The following is a 19,488-nucleotide window of genomic DNA, read 5'->3' as shown; positions in this document are numbered from 1 at the left end:
GTCGCACTGTTGGCCAGCGCGCCTATAGCGAGGTTACGGCGAAACGTTTCCCGTGTCCCTGTGGACGCCGGAATATTCAGCTAAGTCTATGAATAGTTGATGAAGTTTCGTGGTCAGCGGACTGTCTCCATATAAGATGAGCGTTTCGCGCCGTTGGCGCGACCCTGCTCTATTCCGCTTCGCTCCACCGAGCCACGCTGCGCGCGTCTCGTCTCTTTCGAGTGACGATCAGTAACGCAAGGGGCCGGCGCTACGCGTCGTCCCGGCGGTCGCCGCGCTGTGGACGCGGCGGCGTTGGCCTAGCGGCGTCGATCTGGCGGGTGGGCGTCGCTACCCTTTAGGCCCGCCGCGCCGGGCCGCAACTGAGGCTTTGCCTCAGTCCTCCACTTGCGTTCCGGTCCTGCGGATGCACCCCGGCTCTGCCGGCGGGCCTGCCGGTTCGCTCCTGCCGCCCACCCGCCATTCCGGCGCCGGTTGCGGCGGTTTGAAGAGGAGTGAAGGACCATGGAGCTCAAGCATATCGACATCGCCAACCTCGCCATTTCCGGCACCAACATGCGCGGCAAGGGCAAGGCCGACCTGTCCAACATCCTGCCATCGGTGCGCGCACGCGGCGTACTGGTGCCGCTGATCGTGCGGCAGAACGGATCGCCCGAAACTTATGAGATCGTCGCGGGCAAGCGGCGCTATCAGGCAGCACTCGCGGTCGCGCAGGAAACTGGCGAATGCGAGGCGCTGCCCTGCGCGGTAATCGAGGCCGGTGACGACGCGGCGGCGCTCGAAGCCTCGCTGATCGAGAATATCGCCCGGCTCGATCCCGATGAAGTGACCCGCTGGGAATGCTTCACCCGATTGGTGCGCGAGGGCCGAACCCCCGAGCATATCGCGACCACTTTCGGCCTCACAGAGTTGCAGGTGAAGCGGACGCTCGCGCTGGGCAATCTGCTCCCGCGCATCCGCAACCTCTACCGGCGCGGTGAGATCGATGCGGCCACCGTGCGGCATCTGACCCTCGCGACGAAAGCGCAGCAACAGCAATGGCTGGCGCTCTTCGACGATCCGAACAGCTATTGCCCGACCGGCCATAGCTTGAAGGCGTGGGTGTTCGGCGGCGTATCGATCCCGGTCAGCGCCGCACTGTTCGATGTCGATCGCTACGGCGGCGGCATCGTCTCCGACCTGTTCGGCGATGATCGCTACTTTGCCGATGTCGCGGCTTTCTGGGCCGCGCAGAATGAAGCGATCGAGGCCCGCGTCGAGAGCTATCGCGAGGCGGGATGGAGCGATGTCATCCTGTTGCCGCAGGGCGAACCGTTCCATAGCTGGGAACATGAGCGCTGCCCGAAGCGCAAGGGCGGCAAGGTCTATGTCGTCGTCAGTACGCGCGGCGATGTCGCCTTCCATGAAGGCTATGTGACCGTCAGAGAGGCGCGCAAGCTCGCGAAGGGCGAAGCCATCGACACGCCCAAGCGGCCCGAGGTTTCCAGCAGCCAGCAGGATTATATCGATCTGCACCGCCATGCCGCCGTCAGGGCAAGGATGATCGCCGTGCCCGGCATCTGTCTGCGCGTCGCCGTCGCGCACATGATCGCGGGATCATCGCTCTGGACGGTCAGGATCGAACCGCAGCGCGGCCCCGATGCCATTGTCGAGAGCGTCGAGAACAGCCAGTCCGAGGCGCTGTTCGATGCCCAGCGGCGCAAGCTCTTGGGCGTCTTGGACTATGATCCCGATGCCCCGACCATCGCGCGGGGCGACGGTACGCTGACTGGCCTGTTCGCCAAGCTGTCCACCCTCGATGATGCGACCGTCATGGACATATTGGCGGTGGTGATGGGCGAAACGCTCGATGCCCGCGGCGATCTTGTCGATGCGCTGGGGATGCAGCTTGGTATCGACATGGCCGAGGTCTGGCAGGCCGATGCTGCCGTGCTCGACGGCATTCGCGACCGTGAGGTCATCGACGCGATGCTGTCCGAGGTGGCGGGTAAGGAGATTGCTGACGCCAACGCCAAGGAAACCGGCAAGGTCAAACGCCAGATCATCCGCGACTGCCTCGACGGCACCAATGGCCGCGCCAAGGTCGAGGGCTGGGCGCCACGCTGGCTGCGGTTTCCGGCTACCAGCTACACGACACGCGGCGGCGTCGCGAGCGTCAGCCGGACGGCCAGCGCCGCCGGAGCACTGACCCCGGCGAGCGCGGCGGAGCGCGAAGCCGAGAGCGATGCCGCGCCCATGATGCAGGCCGCATGACCTTCATTGACCGGCGGTCTGCGGGCCGCCGGTCCCTTGTTGCACGGGAGATAGCCCATGACCGACGCCCCCGAACCCGACATGACGCAGCGCGCCCGGCGCGCACTGGAACGGTCGATCGAGCCAGTCGATCCGATACCGCATGGGGCACCCGACCCCGAAATATTGGCACGACTTGAAGCGGCATTGTTGTCGATGCCCAAGCTCCGCCGCGAGATATTTCTGGCGGTGCGGCTGGACGCGATATCCTATGATCAGGTCGCCAAAGTAACGGGCCTTTCCGTCAAAGGTGTCGAGAGCCAGATGGTCCGTGCCCTATGTCACCTTGATTATCATCTGCGGCATGGCGAAGCCCCACCGCTCCGACATTGGTGGCAGAGATGGCGGCAAAGGCGATGATTTTACCGCCAATCTTGCCGTTTTCACGCGGCACGGTTGGCGGATGTGTCATGCCGGGTTAGGACTGTTCGGATGAAGACCGGCCTCGATCATTTGCCAGACGGCAAGCAGCGCGAACTGGCGCATGTGGTCGAGATCGTGCGCGCCGGGTTCGCGCGCGCGACCGCGCAGCGCACCCAGCCGCGCTTCCGCAACGGTCAGTTGCTCAAGGTCATATTGTTCGGTTCATATGCGCGCGGCGACTGGGTCGAGGATCCGGTCGGGCGCTATTTCTCGGACTATGACCTGCTGGTCGTCGTCAATCATGACGATCTCACCGACCTTGCCGAGTTCTGGGAGAAGACCGAGAGCCAGCTTCTCGCCGACCTGTCGGCGGGCAACGTGCTGCGCACGCCCGTCAGCCTGATCTATCACAGCCTCGACGATGTGAACGAGAAGCTGAGGCTCGGCCGCTATTTCTTCATGGACATCATCCGCGACGGCATCGTGCTGTTCGAGGAGCCGGGTCATCCCTTCGCGGACCCGCAGCCGCTATCGGCGGAACAGGCCTTGCAGGAGACGAGGGAATACTACGAAGATTGGTTCGGAACCGCCCAAGAATTTATCGAGGGTGCCGAATTTCACCTCGGGAAAGACCACCTCAACCTCGCAGCGTTCAATTACCATCAGGCCACCGAACGGCTTTACCATTGCCTGTTTTTGGTCCGCACTTTGTACAGTCCCAAGACCCATAATCTGAACCGGCTGCGCGATCTGGCCGAGGAGCTGGAACCCTCGCTCAAAGCCGTCTGGCCGCGCGAAACCCGCTTCGAGAAGCGCTGTTACGCGCTGCTGCGCGATGCCTATGTGAAGGCGCGCTACTCCCGATCCTATCGCATTACCGCCGAGCAACTCGACTGGATCGCGGCGCGCGTCTCGCTTTTGCAGGGCCTTGTTCGGGGGGCTTGCGAGATGCGGATCGAGACCCTTGCCAAGGCTGCTTAGGCGTCAATCTCCCTCATCGCGCGGAATCGCTATGGATTGCTTCGTCGTCATTTCCGGATGTTCTGGCGGCGGCAAGTCGACGCTACTTGCCGAACTGGGTAGGCGCGGCTTCGCCACCGTGGAAGAGCCGGGCCGCCGCATCATCGCGGAGGAACGCTCCGGTTCAGGGAAGGCATTGCCCTGGATTGATCTGGTGGCATTTGCCCGAAGAGCGATCGAGATGGCGCTGCGGGACAGGCAGCAAGCCAGCGCAATATCAGGCACGGTCTTTTTCGATCGCGGCCTTGTTGATGCCGCCGCCGCGCTTGAATATGTTACCGGCGAGCCGGCGCTTCAAACCTACGCGGGGGAGCGTTACAATCCGCTGGTCTTCATGGCACCGCCATGGCCCGAAATCTACGCTGCGGACGACGACCGGCGGCATGGTCTGACCGAGGCCGTCGCCGAATATGAAAGGCTACTGCGGGCCTTCACGTTGCTGAACTACACCGTAGAAGTGATGCCAAGGATGGCAGTATCTGACCGCGCCGATTTCATTCTGCACCGCTTGGGGTTGCGGCAGTGGGACCGCAAATAGGTTTCCCGACCTAATAAACCTGCCCTCGCAATATCTGATCAGGCCGATTGTTTGGCCCTAATATTGAGCACCGGCTGTCTCTCATCATCATGCAGTTTGGCATCGATCGGGCAGAGCGTAACGCTGCCGCAGGCGAGCGCAATCCAGTCAATCCGCCAGCCAATTTCGAGCCGATCACCATCATCGGCGCGCGTGATTTTGATGATCGCGGCACCTTCCACGTCGAGCGAAAACCGGCAGTAATCGCTGCCGGCATCATAGCCACCACGGATCAGACTGCCATCGGAAATCGCCAGCGAACAGCCTTCCGTTTTTGCTCGCGCGGGCAGGTCGAGCAGCATTTCGACATCACCAGTCAGCCTCAGCCGGTGACCATCGATGGCTTCAATTTGGACGTCCACTGGCCCGTTCCTCGTCGTGATTCGGCAGAGCAGCAAGGATGGAACAAACAAAGAACATTGTGCAAGGAAAGGATGAGAAGGCGATGGCAAGATTGAAAGCTGTGCCTCCATGAGGCCCAGAAAGTGGCGTCTGCACGTCGTTTGAGTGGGAGGCATAAGATGGGGCCGAGCCGATAATTGCCTCCAACCCAGTGCCATGCCGGCCGGGAATGGCGCAGTTCCGGACGCTGCGACGGTGCCACCTATGGAGCACCTTGAACGGCAACGCGGCCATCCCCTCATCACGGTGATCATGCCGTGATGAGGTTCCTGTGATGCCCGACGATCCGTTCGAACTCTGGCTTGGCCGTTTGGGAAATGACCGCCCGTTCGCGCACCGCATGCGCGGCGCCGTCAACCGCGCGGGCGGCACGGTGGTGCGGAAAGCGAGCAAGTTTTCCGGCGTGCGGATCGGGCGCGGTTCTGGGGTGGGGCGGATACTCGCCTCGCGCGGTGGCTGGACTGGCCGGCGCGTCGTGGTCAAAGCCCGCATCGTCAGGCTGGGCGGCAAGGGCCAGGCCGCGGCGGTTGCCCATCTGCGCTATCTCCAACGTGATGGCACCACGCGCGAGGGCGATCGCGGCCAACTCTATGGCCGGGATGACGAGGCCGTTGACGGCAAAACCTTCCTCGAACGTGGCAGCGGTGATCGCCACCAGTTCCGCTTCATCGTCGCCCCGGAGGATGGCGCCGAATATGAGGATCTGAAGCCACTGGTCCGACGCTGGATGACGCAGGTCGAGCAGGACCTGGGAACGAAGCTCGACTGGGTGGCGGTCGATCACTTCAACACGGGGCATCCCCACAGCCATGTCATCGTCCGGGGCAAGGACGATCGCGGCAAGGATCTCATCATCGCCCGCGAATACATGACGCAGGGTTTGCGCGCCCGCGCTGCCGAACTGGTCGACCTCGATCTGGGGCCGCGCTCGCCACAGGAAATCCTGCGAGCCAATTTGCGCGAGGTTGAGCAGGAGCGCTTCACCGGGATCGACCGGCGTCTGTTGCAGGCGGTCGGCGAGGACGGGCTGGTCCGACCCTCCCATCAGGACGGCGTCGAGCAATCGCTGCGGGCCGGGCGGCTCCAGACGCTCGGACGGATGGGGCTGGCGCGCGAGGAAGGACGGGGAAGCTGGCGGCTCGATGTCGACCTCGAACAGACGCTGCGCGCGATGGGCGAGCGCGGCGACATCATCCGGACGATGCAGCGCGCCATGATCGAGCGGGCGCCCGAGCGATCACCGGCCGATTACACCATCTATGATCCGGACGAAGGCGGAACCGCCCCGATCATCGGCAAAGTGGTCGCGCGGGGCCTCGCCGACGAATTTGCCGACCGTCATTACCTGATCGTCGATGGCGCCGATGGTCTCAGCCATTATGTCGATATTGGGATCGATGCTTCAGCCACCAGTGCACGAGAACTCGTCAGGATTGCGCCCGCCGCCGTGACGGTGCGGCCGGTCGATCGCACGGTCGCCGAGATCGCCGCCGCGCATGGCGGCAGCTACAGCGTCGACCTGCATCTCCAACATGACCCTTCCGCCACCGAGGCCTTTGCCGAGACGCATGTCCGCCGGCTCGAAGCGTTCCGCCGAAGTACGGGGGACGTCGAGCGGCGGTCCGACGGAAGCTGGGCCATCGCACCCGATCATCTGGCTCGGGTCGAAGCCTGGGAGCGCGGCAAACTGCGCGATCAGCCGGTCACGATCGAGACGCTGTCCACCATGCCGGTCGAGCAGCTTGCCCGGCATGATGGCGTGACCTGGCTCGATCGGGAACTGACCGCCCCGAACCCGACATCGACGGGGAGAGGTTTTGGCGCCGAGCTACGCAAGGCGCTCGACCTTCGCCGGCAATGGCTGGTCGAGCAGCAACTGGCCGATGGGGATGGCGAGAATATCCGCGTGCGCGCCAATCTCCTCGCGACACTCCGCCAGCGCGAACTGCGCCGGGTTGCGGGGCAACTGAGCGAGGAGCTAGGCATTCCCTTCGCGGAGACGAAACACGGCCAGCCGATCGAGGGCATCTGTCGCCGGCTGGTTCAGATCGGCGACGGGAAATATGCGCTCATCGAGAAAGCCCGCGACTTCACGCTCGTCCCCTGGCGACCGGTACTTGAGAAGGCGATCGGCAAACAGGTATCGGGCATCATGCGCGAGACCGGCGGAATCAGCTGGACGATCGGGCGCAGCCGGGGGCTGGGCATCTCCTGATCGCCCACACCGAGCCCAACAGCGCCCATCAGCACCATCATCAGGGATAGCACGGGCGGCTATTGTGGTCCGATGCAGACCAGCAAGATCCGCCACCAATTCTATCTGCCCGATGATCTGTCGCGGGCGCTGGACGACCTTGCGTCGAAGCCCGGCGCCTCGAAAACCGCAATCCTGACCGATGCGTTGCGCGCCTGGATGGAGCGAAAGGCCAGCAACGAGATCGACGAACGCTTCGGGCCGCGGCTCGACCGGCAGCAACGGATCGCCCAGCGCAGCGAGGCCATGCTGGGCGCCATCGCCGAAATGCTCGACCTGTTCGTGGCCCATCAGCTCACGCTGACCGCCCACCAGCCGCCGTTCGATACCGAGACCGGGCAGCTTGGCCGCCAGCGTTACCAGCAGTTCATCGATCAGGTCGCGCGCCGGCTCGCGAGCAATCGGGGTGTGCCGAGGCTGTTAGCCGCCACCACAGCAAAGGAGGATCGATCGTGACCCATGTCCAGCTCCAGCCCTTTACCGTTCGGATCAAAGAGGCTTGCCGCATGACCGGGATCGGGCGGTCGAAGCTCTACGAGCTGATTGCTGACGGTGAGATTGAGATCGTGAAGGTCGGGGCGATCACTCTCGTGCCGGTTGCCGGGCTGCAAGCATTTCTGGAAGGGAAGAGCAAAAGGTGATAGTGCGTCCATCCACGCGGTTCAAGACGGGAGTGGGGGCGTTCGGCAGCTAAATACCCCGCCGCGCGACGATAATTTGTAGGTTCCCGGCTTTGGCGCTCGGATGTTTGACCTCCGGCTGACGCTGGATTGCTGATGTTGGTAAGGGATGCGCTCGCTTTACCAGTACGCCGCCGCTAGGCTGCATATTGGATATCACGGACCGCCAATGACCACGCTCAATCTCCTCGCCAAACAAGATTTTCTCGAACGAGAGGCCAGTGGCCGAGATCCCATCAAGGCGATTTCGGAGCTGGTCTGGAACTCGCTTGACGCCGACGCCACCACCATTGAAGTCGTTTTCGAGCGTAATCCACTGGGCGGCCTGATGTCGATTAAGGTCATCGACAATGGCGTCGGGATCACGCCCGCTCGCGCAAGCCACGATTTCGCCAATCTGGGGGATTCTTGGAAGCGCCAAGCACATCGCACGGCCACCGGCCGCGCTATCCACGGCAAGGAGGGGCGCGGCCGCCTTCGCTTCTTCTCGCTCGCCCAGCGCGCGCAATGGCACACCACTTTTGCGACCCCTGACGGGCTCGCTTCCCAGAAACTCGAGATCCATTCCAAGTCTCTCGAGCGGTGCGAGGTTGTGGAACTCGACGCGCCGGCGGCCCATGCGACGGGCACTACGGTCGAACTGACAATGCTCAAGGAGACCTTCGATTGGCTCACGACACCGGATGCCTTCCGGCAATTCAGCACCATCTTTGCTCCCTATATCCTGCAATATCCGAATGCTAAAATCTGGTGGAACGGCTTCGACGTCGATCCCGACGTCACTATCGATCGCTGGAAGGATCTTCCGCACCGCGTAGTCCAGTTGGCGGACCGGACGATCGACGACCTGAGGCTCAAGGTCATCGAATGGACGATGGGCAGTGAAACCCGTCAGATACATTTCGGCGGAGAGGATGCCATCGTGCTGGGCTCTCAGCCCGCGCATGTGACGGCCCCGGGCTTTGCCTTCTCGGCCTATGCATATTCGTCCTTCTTCCAAGAGATTGCCGATCATAATCTCTTGGAACTCGACAACTTGACTGATCCTGATTTCATGATCGTCCTCACCCATATCCGGGGCGAGTTGACTGATTATTTCCGTACCCGCATAAGTGAGCAGTCCCTCGGCGTTATTCAGGATCTCAAGGACGCGGGCGCTTATCCCTATGAGGGTGAGCCCAAGGACGAGATCGAACGGCGCGAACGACAAGTGTTCGATATCGCCACCTACGCCGTCAATTCCTACTCGCGCGATTTCACCCGCGCCGAGCCGTCACTGAAGCGTATGACGTTGACCCTGCTCAAGGAGGCGATCAAGCATAATCCGGACGAGCTCACGACCATCCTTCGTGCCGTTGTCGATCTGCCCAAGGCCAAGCAGGCTGAATTTTCATCGCTGCTGAAAAAGACCGAGCTTGGCAACATCATCGGCGCCTCCAGCATGATTGCCGACCGGGTCACTGCGCTGGGCGTCCTCAGAAGTATGGTATTTGACAACAAATTCCGAAACACAGTCAAGGAGCGCGGCGAACTCGATGTGCTCGTCCGCGACAATACTTGGATCTTTGGCGAGCAATTCCACATCACGTTGGCCGAGACGGGGCTTACCAAGGTGATGAACCGGGTGGCGGAGGAACTCGGGACGAAGCGCAAGGGCCGAAAGGTTACCAAGAAGGACGGTAAAATCGGGCGCGTTGATTGCTTTCTAGGCCGCTCCGTTCCCCACGCAGATGCATCGAAGCTCGAATTTCTGCTGATCGAGCTGAAGCGCCCCTCCCTCAAACTCGGTCGCAAGGAGTTGGACCAGGTTGAAGATTATGTGAACGCGATTAAGAGTGAAGCCGAATATCTGCATACTGACACGACGTGGAATTTTTACTTGATCGCCACTGAATTCGATCCAGAGATCGAGGGCCGCATCTATCAGAAAGATCGCCCCCACGGCTTATTCTTGTTCGGAGACAACTTCAAATTCTGGATCAAAACTTGGGCGGAAGTCGTTCGTGAGAGCGATGCCCGTCTAAAATTCGTGCAGGATAAACTCCGCGTCGAGGTGTCTGACACGGAGATCGAAGCACGGATTGCGGAACTCCGGCAAATTGTCCTCCGCTGATCTATGCTGTTCCCAGCACTTCAACCCGCTTATAACTCGCTATATTATTGCGTCGCGACAGCGTCGTTGGTCGCGGCGAGGGTTGCTGCGGACGCTTCTCGCTTGAGGAAGAGGTCATTGAAGACACGATCAGCGCCCCAAGCTTGCGCCGATGTGTACGCGAGCTGCCTCAATTCATCAGGTTCGAGCGGCAACTGCCCCGGCTTGTAGCCCAAATCGTGGTTGGCCTCGGACCATGCATGCTGGAAGAGTGTCTTAATCTGCAGCTCGAAACAGTACGGAACCATATCCGCATCTAATCCGGGATCGATCACGTCCTTGGGAAGTAACAGTACGTGGTGTTGGCCGAAATAACCGAATTCCCATTCGTTGTTTGGTAACATGTCTTTCGATTCGATCGCATGGAAAAACCGACCGATTTCGCTTGAAATGCGACCAACATCTTCCTTGTAGAAAGTGACGATGCGCGCACCAATCTGATCTTGGATCTGGTGTAAAGGATCAGCATATTTCGACCGATCTCCAACCATCGCATTCGCTTTGCCCAAGAATCGTTCGACGGATTTCGGCCTCGTCGAAATTCGGTCGATACGAATTTGATCCTTGAGGATATCCTGCAGGTATCGACACAAACTGTCCGCGACTGGAAACAGCACTTTACTGTAACGGGCGCGATAGTCGGTTTCGATCTGGCTCATCTAATTTTCTCCAGTTTTTCACCGACGACCGTTCCGGTAGCACTGAAGCGTATCTTGTCTGCGTCGTCGATGATCTCTTGGTCGAAAACCTTATCGAACTCGCCAGATGGTGCTGTGAGCATAGCGCCTGAATCAAGTTCTACCGTCCTGTAGGGCAGTTGTCGGTCAAACTCGGCAGCGTCGAATCTGAAATTGTCGGCGACCAGATCAGCACGGCCCATCGCCTTTACGACCGCAGCGCGAGCTGTATCATTGAACCCGAACCGGTCGCAGAACGTATTTGCGTTGAAAGGTTGACCATCTAGGCCGCCTGCCAGTGTCACCGCAGCGGTTATTTGCTTCTTGGTTGCCAAATCTGTGGAGTGTTTGCTTGCCTCCTTCAGCGCAAGCGCCAATCTCCGTGTACCAGAAGCGGGGCTTGTCAGAAACGTCGAACCGAGGAAGTCCTTCACCCAATAGTCAGACGATTCGAGATCCTGACTGTTGATCTGCTTATCTACTGCCATGCCGTCCCAGAAGCCCGCGAGCAAGGACTGGTGCTGGTAGACGACCGCCTTGTAGGAATGCGCGTTCTTCATGAACACACGATCGATGAACTCGACCGTTAACATATCAGCGGCTTCGCTTACCAAAACCCCGTTGTTCGCCCGAAATCGAGAGAGCACGACCTTGTGCTTGAGTCCCTCCTTGCCTGTTAGCAGGAACATCAACCCCATGCCGGATCTCTTCGTTGTGACTCTCGATAGGCGCTCGGCCAACCCGCGCCCGGCTTCAACCGACGGTTCCCTGAGATAATCTAAGAGCATAGTCCGACATTCGTTGACTTGTGCGCCGTCATCACCTTTCGTGAATGCTATTCCGATTGTGCACTCCTGTTCCGCCTTCTCGTAGACGCCCTTCAAGAGCGCGAACATCTCCCCTACGTGCGGCACCTCGCTGCCGACCACGCCGGCCGCGTCATCAACGGCTTTGTTTGGATAGACCAAATATGTGTGGATATGTTCGATCGGCAAAGTGTGTCCCCCTCCCACCATTTCTCGTTATGTAACAGAGGTTCTAGTCGAACACAGCGCTGGAATATTCTGGGGTGACCAGATGTTGAGAAGCACTCCCGACGACGAGGATCAAGCTGCCCCGGGATGATCGCCCCCTTTGCGTAGCTCATCGAGGTAATCCGACCACCATTGAGCCATCTCCACGCGCTCTTTCCAATGGGCCCCGCGGTGATAGGCCGCACGCACCTTGTCTGAATCCCCGTGCGCAAGAGCGCGCTCGATGGCGTCGGGCGACCACTTTCCAGACTCGTTGAGGAGGGTACTCGCCATCGCGCGGAATCCATGGCCGGTCATTTCGTCGCTGGTGTAGCCCAGCCGTCGCAGTCCGGCATTCAGGGTGTTCTCGCTCATTGGTCGCGATCGGCTGCGGACTGAAGGAAACGCATAGCCCGATGGCCCTGTAATCCCGCGCAGATATTTGAAGAGTTCAACCGCCTGCCGGGACAGCGGGACATGGTGGGCCTTTCGCATCTTCATCTTCTCGGCCGGGATCGTCCACAGGCCAGCCTCCAGATCGAACTCACTCCATTCCGCGTGGCGTAGCTCACCGGGACGGACGAAGACATGTGGCGCGATCTGCAACGCGTTCTTGGTGATGCCGAAGCCCTCATAGCCATCGATGGCACGCAGCAATTCGCCGACCCGTTTTGGCTCGATGATGGCGCCGTAGTGCGTGACCTTGGGGGCGGCCAGCGCGCCGCGCAGATCGCGCGTGGGATCCGACGCCAACCGCGCCGTCGCGACAGCGTAGCGGAAGACTGCCCCTGCCAGTTGCAAGGTGCGTCTGGCGCTCTCCAGATTGCCCTTGCGTTCGATCCGGCGAATGGCGGCGAGCGCGTCCGCTGGTTCGATGTCAGTGATCGCCAGCCGACCGATCGGCCCCTCCAATAAGCTTAGCAGATATTCGCTGCGGGCAGCGGTCGCCGGCGCCCAGGGCTTGTGCCCATCGCGCTTGCGCTTGTCGCAATATTCGGCCGCGACGACCGAGAAGGTGCAAGCGGCGAGCGCCTGCGCGCGCAGCCGCTCCCTCTGTTTCTCGCGCGAGGGGTCCTTGCCCGTGACGAGTTGCTCACGCGCCGCATCGCGTCGCTTCCGGGCTTCGCTGAGGCTGATTTCCGGATAGGCTCCGATGCTCAGCTTTCGCTCGCTGCCGTTGATCCGGTATTTCTGCCGCCACAGCTTCCCGCCGCTCGGCTGAACCTGCAGATAGAGCCCGCCGCCATCCGCCAGCTTGTAAGGCTTCTCTCGCGGCTTCGCCTTGCGGATCGCCATGTCGCTCAGTGCCATATTCTCCGGGTCTCCTGACGCGAGGCCCCCACTTTGGGGGCCTCCCACATTGACCAGCTCGGTTGAGGCCCCCGAAGGGCCCCCAATCTGCCCGGCTACGCATGGATGCGCGCAACCTTCACTGGCCTGATGGAGAGAAAATACCGCGGATTTCAGCGGGTTGCAAAGCCCCGCATGGACGTCAGTGGATGGTAGGATGGAGCGGGTGAAGGGAATCGAACCCTCGTATTCAGCTTGGGAAGCTGCTGCTCTACCATTGAGCTACACCCGCGTTGCATCGATGGCGACGCGAAGGCTGGCGACATGGCACAGGACCCGCGCATGGTCAATTCTCGCCTCGGCAATCCGCAGCGATTGACGCAAATGCCCGCGACCATTTGCCTGACCCGCAAACGCGGCTACACCGCCCGCAGGCGGCGCTCGGCTGCGGGGGTGTTGGCACTATGGTCTGGCTGGAACGCAGGACACCGGAATCGCGGAAGAACTCCGACGCGCGCACGCCCGGCGACGTGGACTACGGGCGGGTCGTGCATTCCGCCTCGTTCCGGCGATTGCAGGGCAAGACGCAGATCCTGAATCTGGGCGATAGCGATTTCTATCGGACCCGGCTCACCCATTCGCTGGAGGTGGCGCAGATCGCTGGCGGGCTGGCCAAGCAGTTGCGCCACAACCAGCCCGATCATCCGGCGCTCGATTATCTGCCAGAGCACAGCCTGATACAGGCCATCGCCTGCACGCACGACCTGGGCCATCCGCCATTCGGCCACGGCGGGGAGGTGGCGCTGAATTACTGCATGCGGGACCATGGCGGCTTCGAAGGGAACGGCCAGACGCTGCGCATTCTGGCCCGGCTGGAGAAGTTTTCGGAACGCTCCGGCTCCAACCTGACGCGCGAGACGCTGCTGGGGGTCCTGAAATACCCGGTGGCCTACGCGCAGGCGGTAAATCCTGCGATCGTCCCGGCCATGCTGCCGGGTACAGGGGGCGTGGCGCTGCTCGATCGCGACGCGTCCAAGCCCCCGAAATGCTATCTGGCGAGTGAGCAGGACGTGGTCGAATGGCTGCTGGAGCCGTTGTCCGCCAAGGACCGGCAACGCTTCCAGACGAGCGAAGCGCGCGATGGCGCCCACCGCAAGCCCCGTCACAAGGCGTTCGCCTGCAGCATCATGGACATTGCCGATGACATCAGCTTTGCGATCCACGACATGGAGGATGCGCTGGCGCTGCGCCTCGTCAATCGTGACGGCTTTCGAAAGCACGTCCCGGCGGACCGGTGCCAGGGCCTGCTGGATTACCTCAACAGCGAGTATCCGGGGCAGTACGGCAACGATGTCTATGCTGGCGTGGTCGATCGCCTGTTCGGCACGGGCAACCAGCGCAAACACCAGATCAACCGCATCCTCAACTTCATCATCCCCAGCGTCCACATCGCTGATGATGCGCGGTTCGAGGAGCCACGCCTGCGCTATTCCGCCACATTGCCGCGGCCGGTGATGGATTTCGTCAAGGCGGTGAAAGCCTTCATCCGGGAGGACGTGATCCTGAGTCCGGGGGTGCAGCACCTGGAGTTCAAGGGCCAGCGGATGGTGGTCGACGTGTTCGAAGTGCTGAAGTCCGATCCGAAGAGCTTCCTGCCGATCGATACGTATGCCCGGCTCGACAGCGCGCCGGAACCGATGCGGGTCATCTGCGACTACGTTGCGGGAATGACGGACACCTATCTGCTGCGCACGTACGATCGCCTGTTCTCGCCCCGCATGGGATCTGTGTTCGACCATCTTTAGTCATTGCGAAGGCCTGAGACGCGACGAAACGGGGGAGTTGGGAGCCGATCGGCCCTTGCCAAGCCATCAACTTGTCACAATAAGACGCGATGCACGAAAACCGGATCGCTCCCCCTACCCGAATCCAGCAAAACCTTCTGGCGATCGGGGAGCGGCGTCTGCTGAACTGGCTGTGTGCGCGGATGCCGGCCTGGGTGAAGCCCGACCAGCTCACCGCGCTGGGCATGGTGGGCGCGGTCCTGATCTTCGCGGGATATGCCACCAGCCTGCTGGACGAGAATTGGCTGTGGCTGTGCATGCCCGGTTACCTGCTGCACTGGTTCGGTGATTCGATGGACGGCAGCCTCGCGCGGTTTCGCCACATCGAACGTCCGCGCTATGGCTATTTCCTGGATCATAGCTGCGATGGCGTGGCGACGTTCCTGATCCTGCTGGGCATCGGCGTCAGCCCTTACGTGCGGCTGGAAGTGTCGCTGATCGCGATGATCGGCTATCTGCTCCTGTGCATCCACGCGTTTCTGGCGGTGCGGGTGCTGGGCGAAATGCGACTTTCGTACCTGTCGGCAGGTCCCACCGAACTGCGCGTGATCCTGATCACGCTGACGTTCTCCATGCTGCTGCTGGGTGACAAGCAGCGCGATCTGGACGTGATGACCGGGTTTGACTGGTTTGTCGGTGGAGTAGGCGTGCTGTTGATCACGCTGTTCGTGGTCCAGACGATCCAATCGGCGCGCAAACTGGCGCGGATCGAACCACCCAAGCAATAAGCTCAGGCGAGCGGGTTACCGGCTTTCGGGTTGGATCAGCCGTTCGCGCTGATGTCGGCAAAGGCGGTTTCGAACCGCTCGCGAACCGGCTTCGACAGCGCGGGTGCAGCATCCTGCGTACCGGGTGCGTAGATGAAGCCGAACGCCGGGCTGGCGCGCAGGCCCATCGAACGGCTGGGTGCGTGCCATACGCGCACGTTGGACCAATCCCCGGCGGCGGAAACGTCCTCTGCCATGGCAGAGGTCTCGATCATGCCGGGGCGCGACCAGTTCGCGTGGTTGAGCACCACGTGCCGTTCGTCCACGATCTTGCTGACGACGGCGACATGACCCACCCGCATGGCGCCGGATGCCTTGAACACCAGCACCGATCCGGCGCGCGGCGTCTGGCCGCGTTCGTACGTGCCGCTGGCCTGGTCCCACCACGTGGCGGCGTTGCCATGGAGATTGATCGCCGAATGCTCGCGAGCGTAAGGCGCGCACTGCAGGGTCTGGGCCATCGCCGGTGTAGCGACGGTGAAGGCAAGTGCCGCGATCAGGGGAACCAATTTCATGGTTCAGCGTTATAAACGCCAATCCTTACCGCGATAGCGAAGGGCAGGGGCGGCCACCGCCCGCCCTGCACGGTTCACCGCTCATTCACCCGCGATAAACGGCCAAGGGTAAATCCTGTAGGCGGGATCAGACCGCCAACGCGACCTTTGCTGCCTCTCCCCGCACCACGCGCGGTTGGTCTGCCCAGATGCCGCGGGTATCGTAGACCAGTTTATCGGCCCGTTCGGCAAGTGGAACGACGCGAAATACGTCGTGGTCGACCAGCACGATCAGGATCTCGCAGGTTTCCAGCGCTTCGTCGATGTCGATCTGGGTCACGCCGGTGTCGGTGAATTCGATCGGCAGTTCGGCAGCATAGGGTTCCACCACGCTCATCCGGTCGCCGAACTTACGTGCCAGGCGGCTGGCGACGAAGCGGGCGGGGCTTTCGCGGAAATCGTCGATGTTGGCCTTGAACGCCAGGCCAAGGCAGGCGAACCGGGCGCTGGGATGCGCTTCCACCAGAGCTTCGGCCTTGGCGATGACATGATGCATCTTGCCGTCGTTCACGCCGCGCGCGGTGCGGATCAGCGGCGTCTCCTCGGGCGCGCTGTGCACGATGAACCAGGGATCGACCGCGATGCAGTGGCCGCCGACGCCGGGACCGGGCGACAGGATGTTGACGCGCGGGTGGCGGTTGGCAAGGCGGATGACTTCCCATACGTCCAGCCCCATGCGGTCGGAAACGATCGACAATTCGTTGGCGAAGGCGATGTTGACGTCGCGGTAGGCGTTCTCGACCAGCTTGGTCATTTCCGCCGAGCGGGCATCCGTGGTGACGCATTCGCCGCGCACGAAGCGCTTGTAGAAAGCCAGCGCCTTGCGGGCGCAGCGCGGCGTGATGCCGCCGATGGAGCGATCGTTGTTGGTCAGCTCCTCCAAGATGCGCCCCGGCAGGACCCGTTCCGGGCAATAGGCGATGGAGATGTCGGGCGTCTCGCGCGTCAGGCCCGGGATCTTCAGATCGGGCCGCATCTGCGCGATCATGTCGCGCATCTGCTCGGTCGTGCCGACGGGCGAGGTCGATTCCAGTATGACGACGTCGCCGGCCTTCAGCACCTGGGCGATCGTGCGCCCGGCCGCCAGAACGTAGGAAATGTCCGGCGCGTGATCCTTATCGAAAGGCGTCGGCACGGCGATGACGAAGACGTCGGCGGGGGCAACCTCGGTGGCGGCGGACAGCAGGCCGCGCGCCACGACGCCCTGCACCAGCCCGTCCAGATCGACTTCCTCGATATGGATTTCGCCGCGATTGATGGTGTCCACCACCTTTTGCGATACGTCGAGGCCCAGAACCTTGCACCCGGCGCGCGCGATCACCGCTGCGGTAGGCAGGCCGATATAGCCAAGGCCGACGACGCAGACCGAAGGTGAAGAGCCTGTCCTGCTCATTGCGATACTCCGTGATTTCTCTGGGAAGCCTGCTGACTAGGAATGGCGCGCAGTACGGGCTGGTTAGCCCGTGCAAGCGTCATGACGACGCCAGCAGGCTTCTCAGAAAAACTCCGAAGGGGCGGGCCGAGTTTGGCCCATCGCCACGTTGCTCGTCGCGCACAATGTGCCCGCATTGCGCTCTCCTCGCGCCTTGCGCTGGGCCAAACTCGGCTCCGTCCCGGAGCATCGCAATGAGCAGGACAGGCTCTCTTGTCAGATTTCATGCGCAAGCAGCTCCACGATACGGCGCGAAGTCTGCCCGTCCCCGAACGGGTTATGGGCACGCGCCATGGCCTCGTAGGCCTTTCTATCGTCCAACAGGATTGATAATTCGGTAACGATGCGCGCCGCATCGGTGCCAACCAGTTTCGCGGTGCCCGCTTCCACGCCCTCCGGCCGCTCGGTCGTCTCGCGCATGACCAGCACGGGCTTGCCCAGCGCCGGGGCTTCTTCCTGCACGCCGCCGCTGTCGGTCAGCATGATCTCCGCGATAGAGAGGAGCCGGGCGAAGTGGGGGTAGTCCAGCGGTTCGATCAGCGCGACATTGTCCAGCCCGCCAAGCTGCGCATTCATGACCTTGCGCACGTTGGGATTGAGGTGGACCGGGAAGATCACCGCCACATCGGGGCGCTGCGCGATGTCGCGGATGGCACGGGCGATCGCCTCCATGCCGTCGCCGAAGTTTTCCCGGCGGTGGCTGGTGACGCCGATGATCCGCTGGCCCGCGAACCGCGTCTCAAGCTCTGCCAAGCCGGACGCCAGTGCGGGGTTACGCTCGATTTCCGCCGTAACCCAGTGAAGCGCATCGATCACCGTGTTGCCGGTGACGTGGACGCGCGCAGGATCGGCGTTTTCCTTCAGCAGCGCAGCCTCGCTCGTCGTCGTCGGCGCGAAATGGAGAGAGGCCATGGCGCCGATTATCTTGCGGTTCACTTCCTCCGGCCACGGGTGGTAGATGTTGAAGCTGCGCAGGCCCGCTTCGACGTGATCGACCGGGATCTTTGCGGTAATAGGCAGCCAGCGCGCCGGACATGGCCGTGGCGGTATCGCCCTGCACGATGACGCGCGCGGGCTGCACATCGTCCATCACTTTGCCCAGGCCGGTCAGCAACCGGGCGGTCAGCGCATCGAGCGTCTGGTCCGGCTGCATGACGTCAAGGTCATGGTCGGGCACGATCCCGGCGATGTCCAGCACCTGATCCAGCATCTGGCGGTGCTGCGCCGATACGCAGACCACGCATTCGAAGCGCGGGTCCGCCTTGAGCGCGTGGATGACGGGGAATAGCTTGATCGCCTCGGGCCGGGTGCCGAAGATCACGAGGATGCGTGCAGGGCTGCTCATGCCGGGGGCGATAGCAGCGAGGGGTTAACCCGGGAATAAAGCCGCGCGGTCATCCCGGGATCGCATAGCGCCCTTCGATGGATGCGGCTTTGTTGGCGCAATAGGCGTTTTTGGCCCGCTGGCGCTTGGGATAGGCATAGGCAAGGTCGAACGCCTTCTCGCCCACCGGCGTCAGCACCAGCATCGGCATGCCTTCATCCAGCGAGGCGACGGTCCAGGTTTCGCCCTTGTCGTCCTTGGTCATCACGCCATCCAGCGCGCAGGCGGGCTTTCCGCCCAGCGAGAGGGAAACCACCATCATCGCGCGCCCGTCGATCAGCGGCAGGATGCGGATCGGCCCCGAGTAGCCCGACTGTGACCGGGCGAATTGCCCGGCATCGAACGGCAGCTCGTCTACCTTGGCGATCTGGCCTTCCGCGAAATCAAGGCGGGCATCGCGCCGCGACTGGCCGATTTCGCGGCAGCGATCGCTGGGGCAATGGTCTGCCCGGCCGCGCGCCTGTTCCAGCGCCGCTTCGTAGACTTCGACATGAGCGGGCTCGGCCAAGGTCTTCTTGAGCCAGTCGATCTGGGCGTTTTCGCGCGCGATCAAGGCGGCGTCATTGCCCCGGCTTCTCTCCGGCGCCTTCGCGGTCGGCATCCCCGCTTGGGGATCGGGCGCGCGATCGCATCCGGCGATCAGGGTGAAGATGGGCGCAAGGAGCAAAAGCGCGGCGCGGCGGAAGGGGGGAAGGGCGCGGATCACGAAGCGGTACGTACCGGCACGTCCGGCGCAGGGCAATCGCGGCGTGGACAAAATGTGACGGGCCACTTGTCGCCATGCCAC

General features: G+C 62.1%; 17 protein-coding genes, 1 tRNA gene and 1 pseudogene. 10 read left to right on the top strand and 9 right to left on the bottom strand.

Features of this window, described 5'->3' with window-relative positions:
- Positions 1-504 precede the first annotated feature (504 nt).
- The 4 genes from ACZ1JM_RS12810 to ACZ1JM_RS12795 all read left to right on the top strand — a co-directional run bounded on the left by ACZ1JM_RS12810 (position 505) and on the right by ACZ1JM_RS12795 (position 4,213).
- A complete protein-coding gene (locus tag ACZ1JM_RS12810; RefSeq protein ID WP_465132778.1) occupies positions 505-2,253 on the top strand; it encodes a ParB/RepB/Spo0J family partition protein in 1,749 nt (582 codons plus the stop codon).
- A 57-nt stretch (positions 2,254-2,310) separates the two neighbouring features.
- Positions 2,311-2,652: an RNA polymerase sigma factor gene (locus ACZ1JM_RS12805; RefSeq protein ID WP_465132777.1), complete on the top strand. Its 342-nt coding sequence runs from the start codon at positions 2,311-2,313 to the stop codon at positions 2,650-2,652.
- Positions 2,653-2,724: 72 nt separating this feature from the next.
- A complete protein-coding gene (locus ACZ1JM_RS12800) occupies positions 2,725-3,636 on the top strand; it encodes a HEPN domain-containing protein (protein WP_465132776.1) in 912 nt (303 codons plus the stop codon).
- A gap of 31 nt (positions 3,637-3,667) precedes the next feature.
- On the top strand, positions 3,668-4,213 hold the full coding sequence (locus ACZ1JM_RS12795) for an AAA family ATPase (protein WP_465132775.1): 546 nt from the start codon (positions 3,668-3,670) through the stop codon (positions 4,211-4,213).
- Positions 4,214-4,251: 38 nt separating this feature from the next.
- Here ACZ1JM_RS12795 and ACZ1JM_RS12790 read toward each other — a convergent pair whose 3' ends face one another.
- Positions 4,252-4,725 (bottom strand): hypothetical protein, encoded by a 474-nt coding sequence (locus ACZ1JM_RS12790; protein WP_465132774.1) that lies wholly within the window; start codon positions 4,723-4,725, stop codon positions 4,252-4,254.
- 203 nt (positions 4,726-4,928) lie between these two features.
- Between ACZ1JM_RS12790 and rlxS the strand changes: the two genes are divergently transcribed.
- The 4 genes from rlxS (at position 4,929) to ACZ1JM_RS12770 (ending at position 9,701) form a co-directional block, all read left to right on the top strand.
- Positions 4,929-6,869 (top strand): relaxase/mobilization nuclease RlxS, encoded by a 1,941-nt coding sequence (rlxS, locus tag ACZ1JM_RS12785; RefSeq protein ID WP_465132773.1) that lies wholly within the window; start codon positions 4,929-4,931, stop codon positions 6,867-6,869.
- A 72-nt stretch (positions 6,870-6,941) separates the two neighbouring features.
- Positions 6,942-7,364 carry a CopG family transcriptional regulator gene (locus ACZ1JM_RS12780; RefSeq protein WP_465132772.1) on the top strand — a complete coding sequence of 141 codons (423 nt, stop codon included), beginning with the start codon at positions 6,942-6,944 and terminating at the stop codon, positions 7,362-7,364.
- Positions 7,361-7,549: a helix-turn-helix domain-containing protein gene (locus tag ACZ1JM_RS12775; protein ID WP_465132771.1), complete on the top strand. Its 189-nt coding sequence runs from the start codon at positions 7,361-7,363 to the stop codon at positions 7,547-7,549. The genes ACZ1JM_RS12780 and ACZ1JM_RS12775 overlap by 4 nt, the downstream gene beginning before the upstream one ends.
- A 208-nt stretch (positions 7,550-7,757) precedes the next feature.
- Complete coding sequence (locus ACZ1JM_RS12770; protein ID WP_465132770.1) at positions 7,758-9,701, top strand: ATP-binding protein; 1,944 nt, start codon at positions 7,758-7,760, stop codon at positions 9,699-9,701.
- A 44-nt stretch (positions 9,702-9,745) separates the two neighbouring features.
- Here ACZ1JM_RS12770 and ACZ1JM_RS12765 read toward each other — a convergent pair whose 3' ends face one another.
- From ACZ1JM_RS12765 to ACZ1JM_RS12750, 4 genes are all read right to left on the bottom strand, one after another.
- Positions 9,746-10,399, bottom strand: coding sequence for a GTP pyrophosphokinase (locus tag ACZ1JM_RS12765; RefSeq protein ID WP_465132769.1), 654 nt, complete (start codon positions 10,397-10,399; stop codon positions 9,746-9,748).
- Entirely contained in the window at positions 10,396-11,412 is a 1,017-nt protein-coding gene (locus ACZ1JM_RS12760; RefSeq protein ID WP_465132768.1) for a hypothetical protein, read from the bottom strand. The genes ACZ1JM_RS12765 and ACZ1JM_RS12760 overlap by 4 nt, the downstream gene beginning before the upstream one ends.
- A 111-nt stretch (positions 11,413-11,523) precedes the next feature.
- The gene (locus ACZ1JM_RS12755) at positions 11,524-12,741 is read right to left on the bottom strand and encodes a tyrosine-type recombinase/integrase (protein WP_465132767.1); all 1,218 of its coding nucleotides are present in this window, start codon (positions 12,739-12,741) and stop codon (positions 11,524-11,526) included.
- 197 nt (positions 12,742-12,938) lie between these two features.
- Positions 12,939-13,012, bottom strand: a tRNA-Gly gene (locus tag ACZ1JM_RS12750).
- 106 nt (positions 13,013-13,118) lie between these two features.
- Between ACZ1JM_RS12750 and ACZ1JM_RS12745 the strand changes: the two genes are divergently transcribed.
- Both ACZ1JM_RS12745 and ACZ1JM_RS12740 read left to right on the top strand, forming a co-directional pair.
- Positions 13,119-14,525 (top strand): anti-phage deoxyguanosine triphosphatase, encoded by a 1,407-nt coding sequence (locus ACZ1JM_RS12745; protein WP_465132766.1) that lies wholly within the window; start codon positions 13,119-13,121, stop codon positions 14,523-14,525.
- An 89-nt stretch (positions 14,526-14,614) separates the two neighbouring features.
- Complete coding sequence (locus ACZ1JM_RS12740) at positions 14,615-15,292, top strand: CDP-alcohol phosphatidyltransferase family protein (RefSeq protein WP_465132765.1); 678 nt, start codon at positions 14,615-14,617, stop codon at positions 15,290-15,292.
- A 35-nt stretch (positions 15,293-15,327) separates the two neighbouring features.
- Here the strand turns inward: ACZ1JM_RS12740 and ACZ1JM_RS12735 are convergent, their stop codons facing one another.
- From ACZ1JM_RS12735 to ACZ1JM_RS12720, 4 genes and pseudogenes are all read right to left on the bottom strand, one after another.
- A complete protein-coding gene (locus ACZ1JM_RS12735; protein ID WP_465132764.1) occupies positions 15,328-15,846 on the bottom strand; it encodes a CHAP domain-containing protein in 519 nt (172 codons plus the stop codon).
- Positions 15,847-15,973: 127 nt separating this feature from the next.
- On the bottom strand, positions 15,974-17,278 hold the full coding sequence (wecC, locus tag ACZ1JM_RS12730) for a UDP-N-acetyl-D-mannosamine dehydrogenase (protein WP_465132763.1): 1,305 nt from the start codon (positions 17,276-17,278) through the stop codon (positions 15,974-15,976).
- 255 nt (positions 17,279-17,533) lie between these two features.
- A pseudogene (gene wecB / locus ACZ1JM_RS12725) lies at positions 17,534-18,662 on the bottom strand (non-hydrolyzing UDP-N-acetylglucosamine 2-epimerase).
- Between the two features lie 49 nt (positions 18,663-18,711).
- Positions 18,712-19,473, bottom strand: a complete 762-nt coding sequence (locus ACZ1JM_RS12720; RefSeq protein WP_465132762.1) for a hypothetical protein — start codon at positions 19,471-19,473, stop codon at positions 18,712-18,714.
- Positions 19,474-19,488: the final 15 nt, after the last annotated feature.

This window comes from Novosphingobium sp. BL-S-24, from assembly GCF_055521575.1.
Note: the sequence above shows the minus strand (reverse complement) of the source record. Positions and strands in the feature narration are given on the sequence as shown.

Excerpts from the sequence above, each read along its gene's own strand:
- ACZ1JM_RS12810 (WP_465132778.1), top strand. The coding sequence starts at position 505 with ATGGAGCTCAAGCATATCGACATCGCCAACCTCGCCATTTCCGGCACC.
- ACZ1JM_RS12805 (WP_465132777.1), top strand. The coding sequence starts at position 2,311 with ATGACCGACGCCCCCGAACCCGACATGACGCAGCGCGCCCGGCGCGCA.
- ACZ1JM_RS12800 (WP_465132776.1), top strand. The coding sequence starts at position 2,725 with ATGAAGACCGGCCTCGATCATTTGCCAGACGGCAAGCAGCGCGAACTG.
- ACZ1JM_RS12795 (WP_465132775.1), top strand. The coding sequence starts at position 3,668 with ATGGATTGCTTCGTCGTCATTTCCGGATGTTCTGGCGGCGGCAAGTCG.
- ACZ1JM_RS12790 (WP_465132774.1), bottom strand. The coding sequence starts at position 4,725 with ATGGAGGCACAGCTTTCAATCTTGCCATCGCCTTCTCATCCTTTCCTT.
- rlxS (WP_465132773.1), top strand. The coding sequence starts at position 4,929 with ATGCCCGACGATCCGTTCGAACTCTGGCTTGGCCGTTTGGGAAATGAC.
- ACZ1JM_RS12780 (WP_465132772.1), top strand. The coding sequence starts at position 6,942 with ATGCAGACCAGCAAGATCCGCCACCAATTCTATCTGCCCGATGATCTG.
- ACZ1JM_RS12770 (WP_465132770.1), top strand. The coding sequence starts at position 7,758 with ATGACCACGCTCAATCTCCTCGCCAAACAAGATTTTCTCGAACGAGAG.
- ACZ1JM_RS12765 (WP_465132769.1), bottom strand. The coding sequence starts at position 10,399 with ATGAGCCAGATCGAAACCGACTATCGCGCCCGTTACAGTAAAGTGCTG.
- ACZ1JM_RS12755 (WP_465132767.1), bottom strand. The coding sequence starts at position 12,741 with ATGGCACTGAGCGACATGGCGATCCGCAAGGCGAAGCCGCGAGAGAAG.
- ACZ1JM_RS12740 (WP_465132765.1), top strand. The coding sequence starts at position 14,615 with ATGCACGAAAACCGGATCGCTCCCCCTACCCGAATCCAGCAAAACCTT.
- ACZ1JM_RS12735 (WP_465132764.1), bottom strand. The coding sequence starts at position 15,846 with ATGAAATTGGTTCCCCTGATCGCGGCACTTGCCTTCACCGTCGCTACA.
- wecC (WP_465132763.1), bottom strand. The coding sequence starts at position 17,278 with ATGAGCAGGACAGGCTCTTCACCTTCGGTCTGCGTCGTCGGCCTTGGC.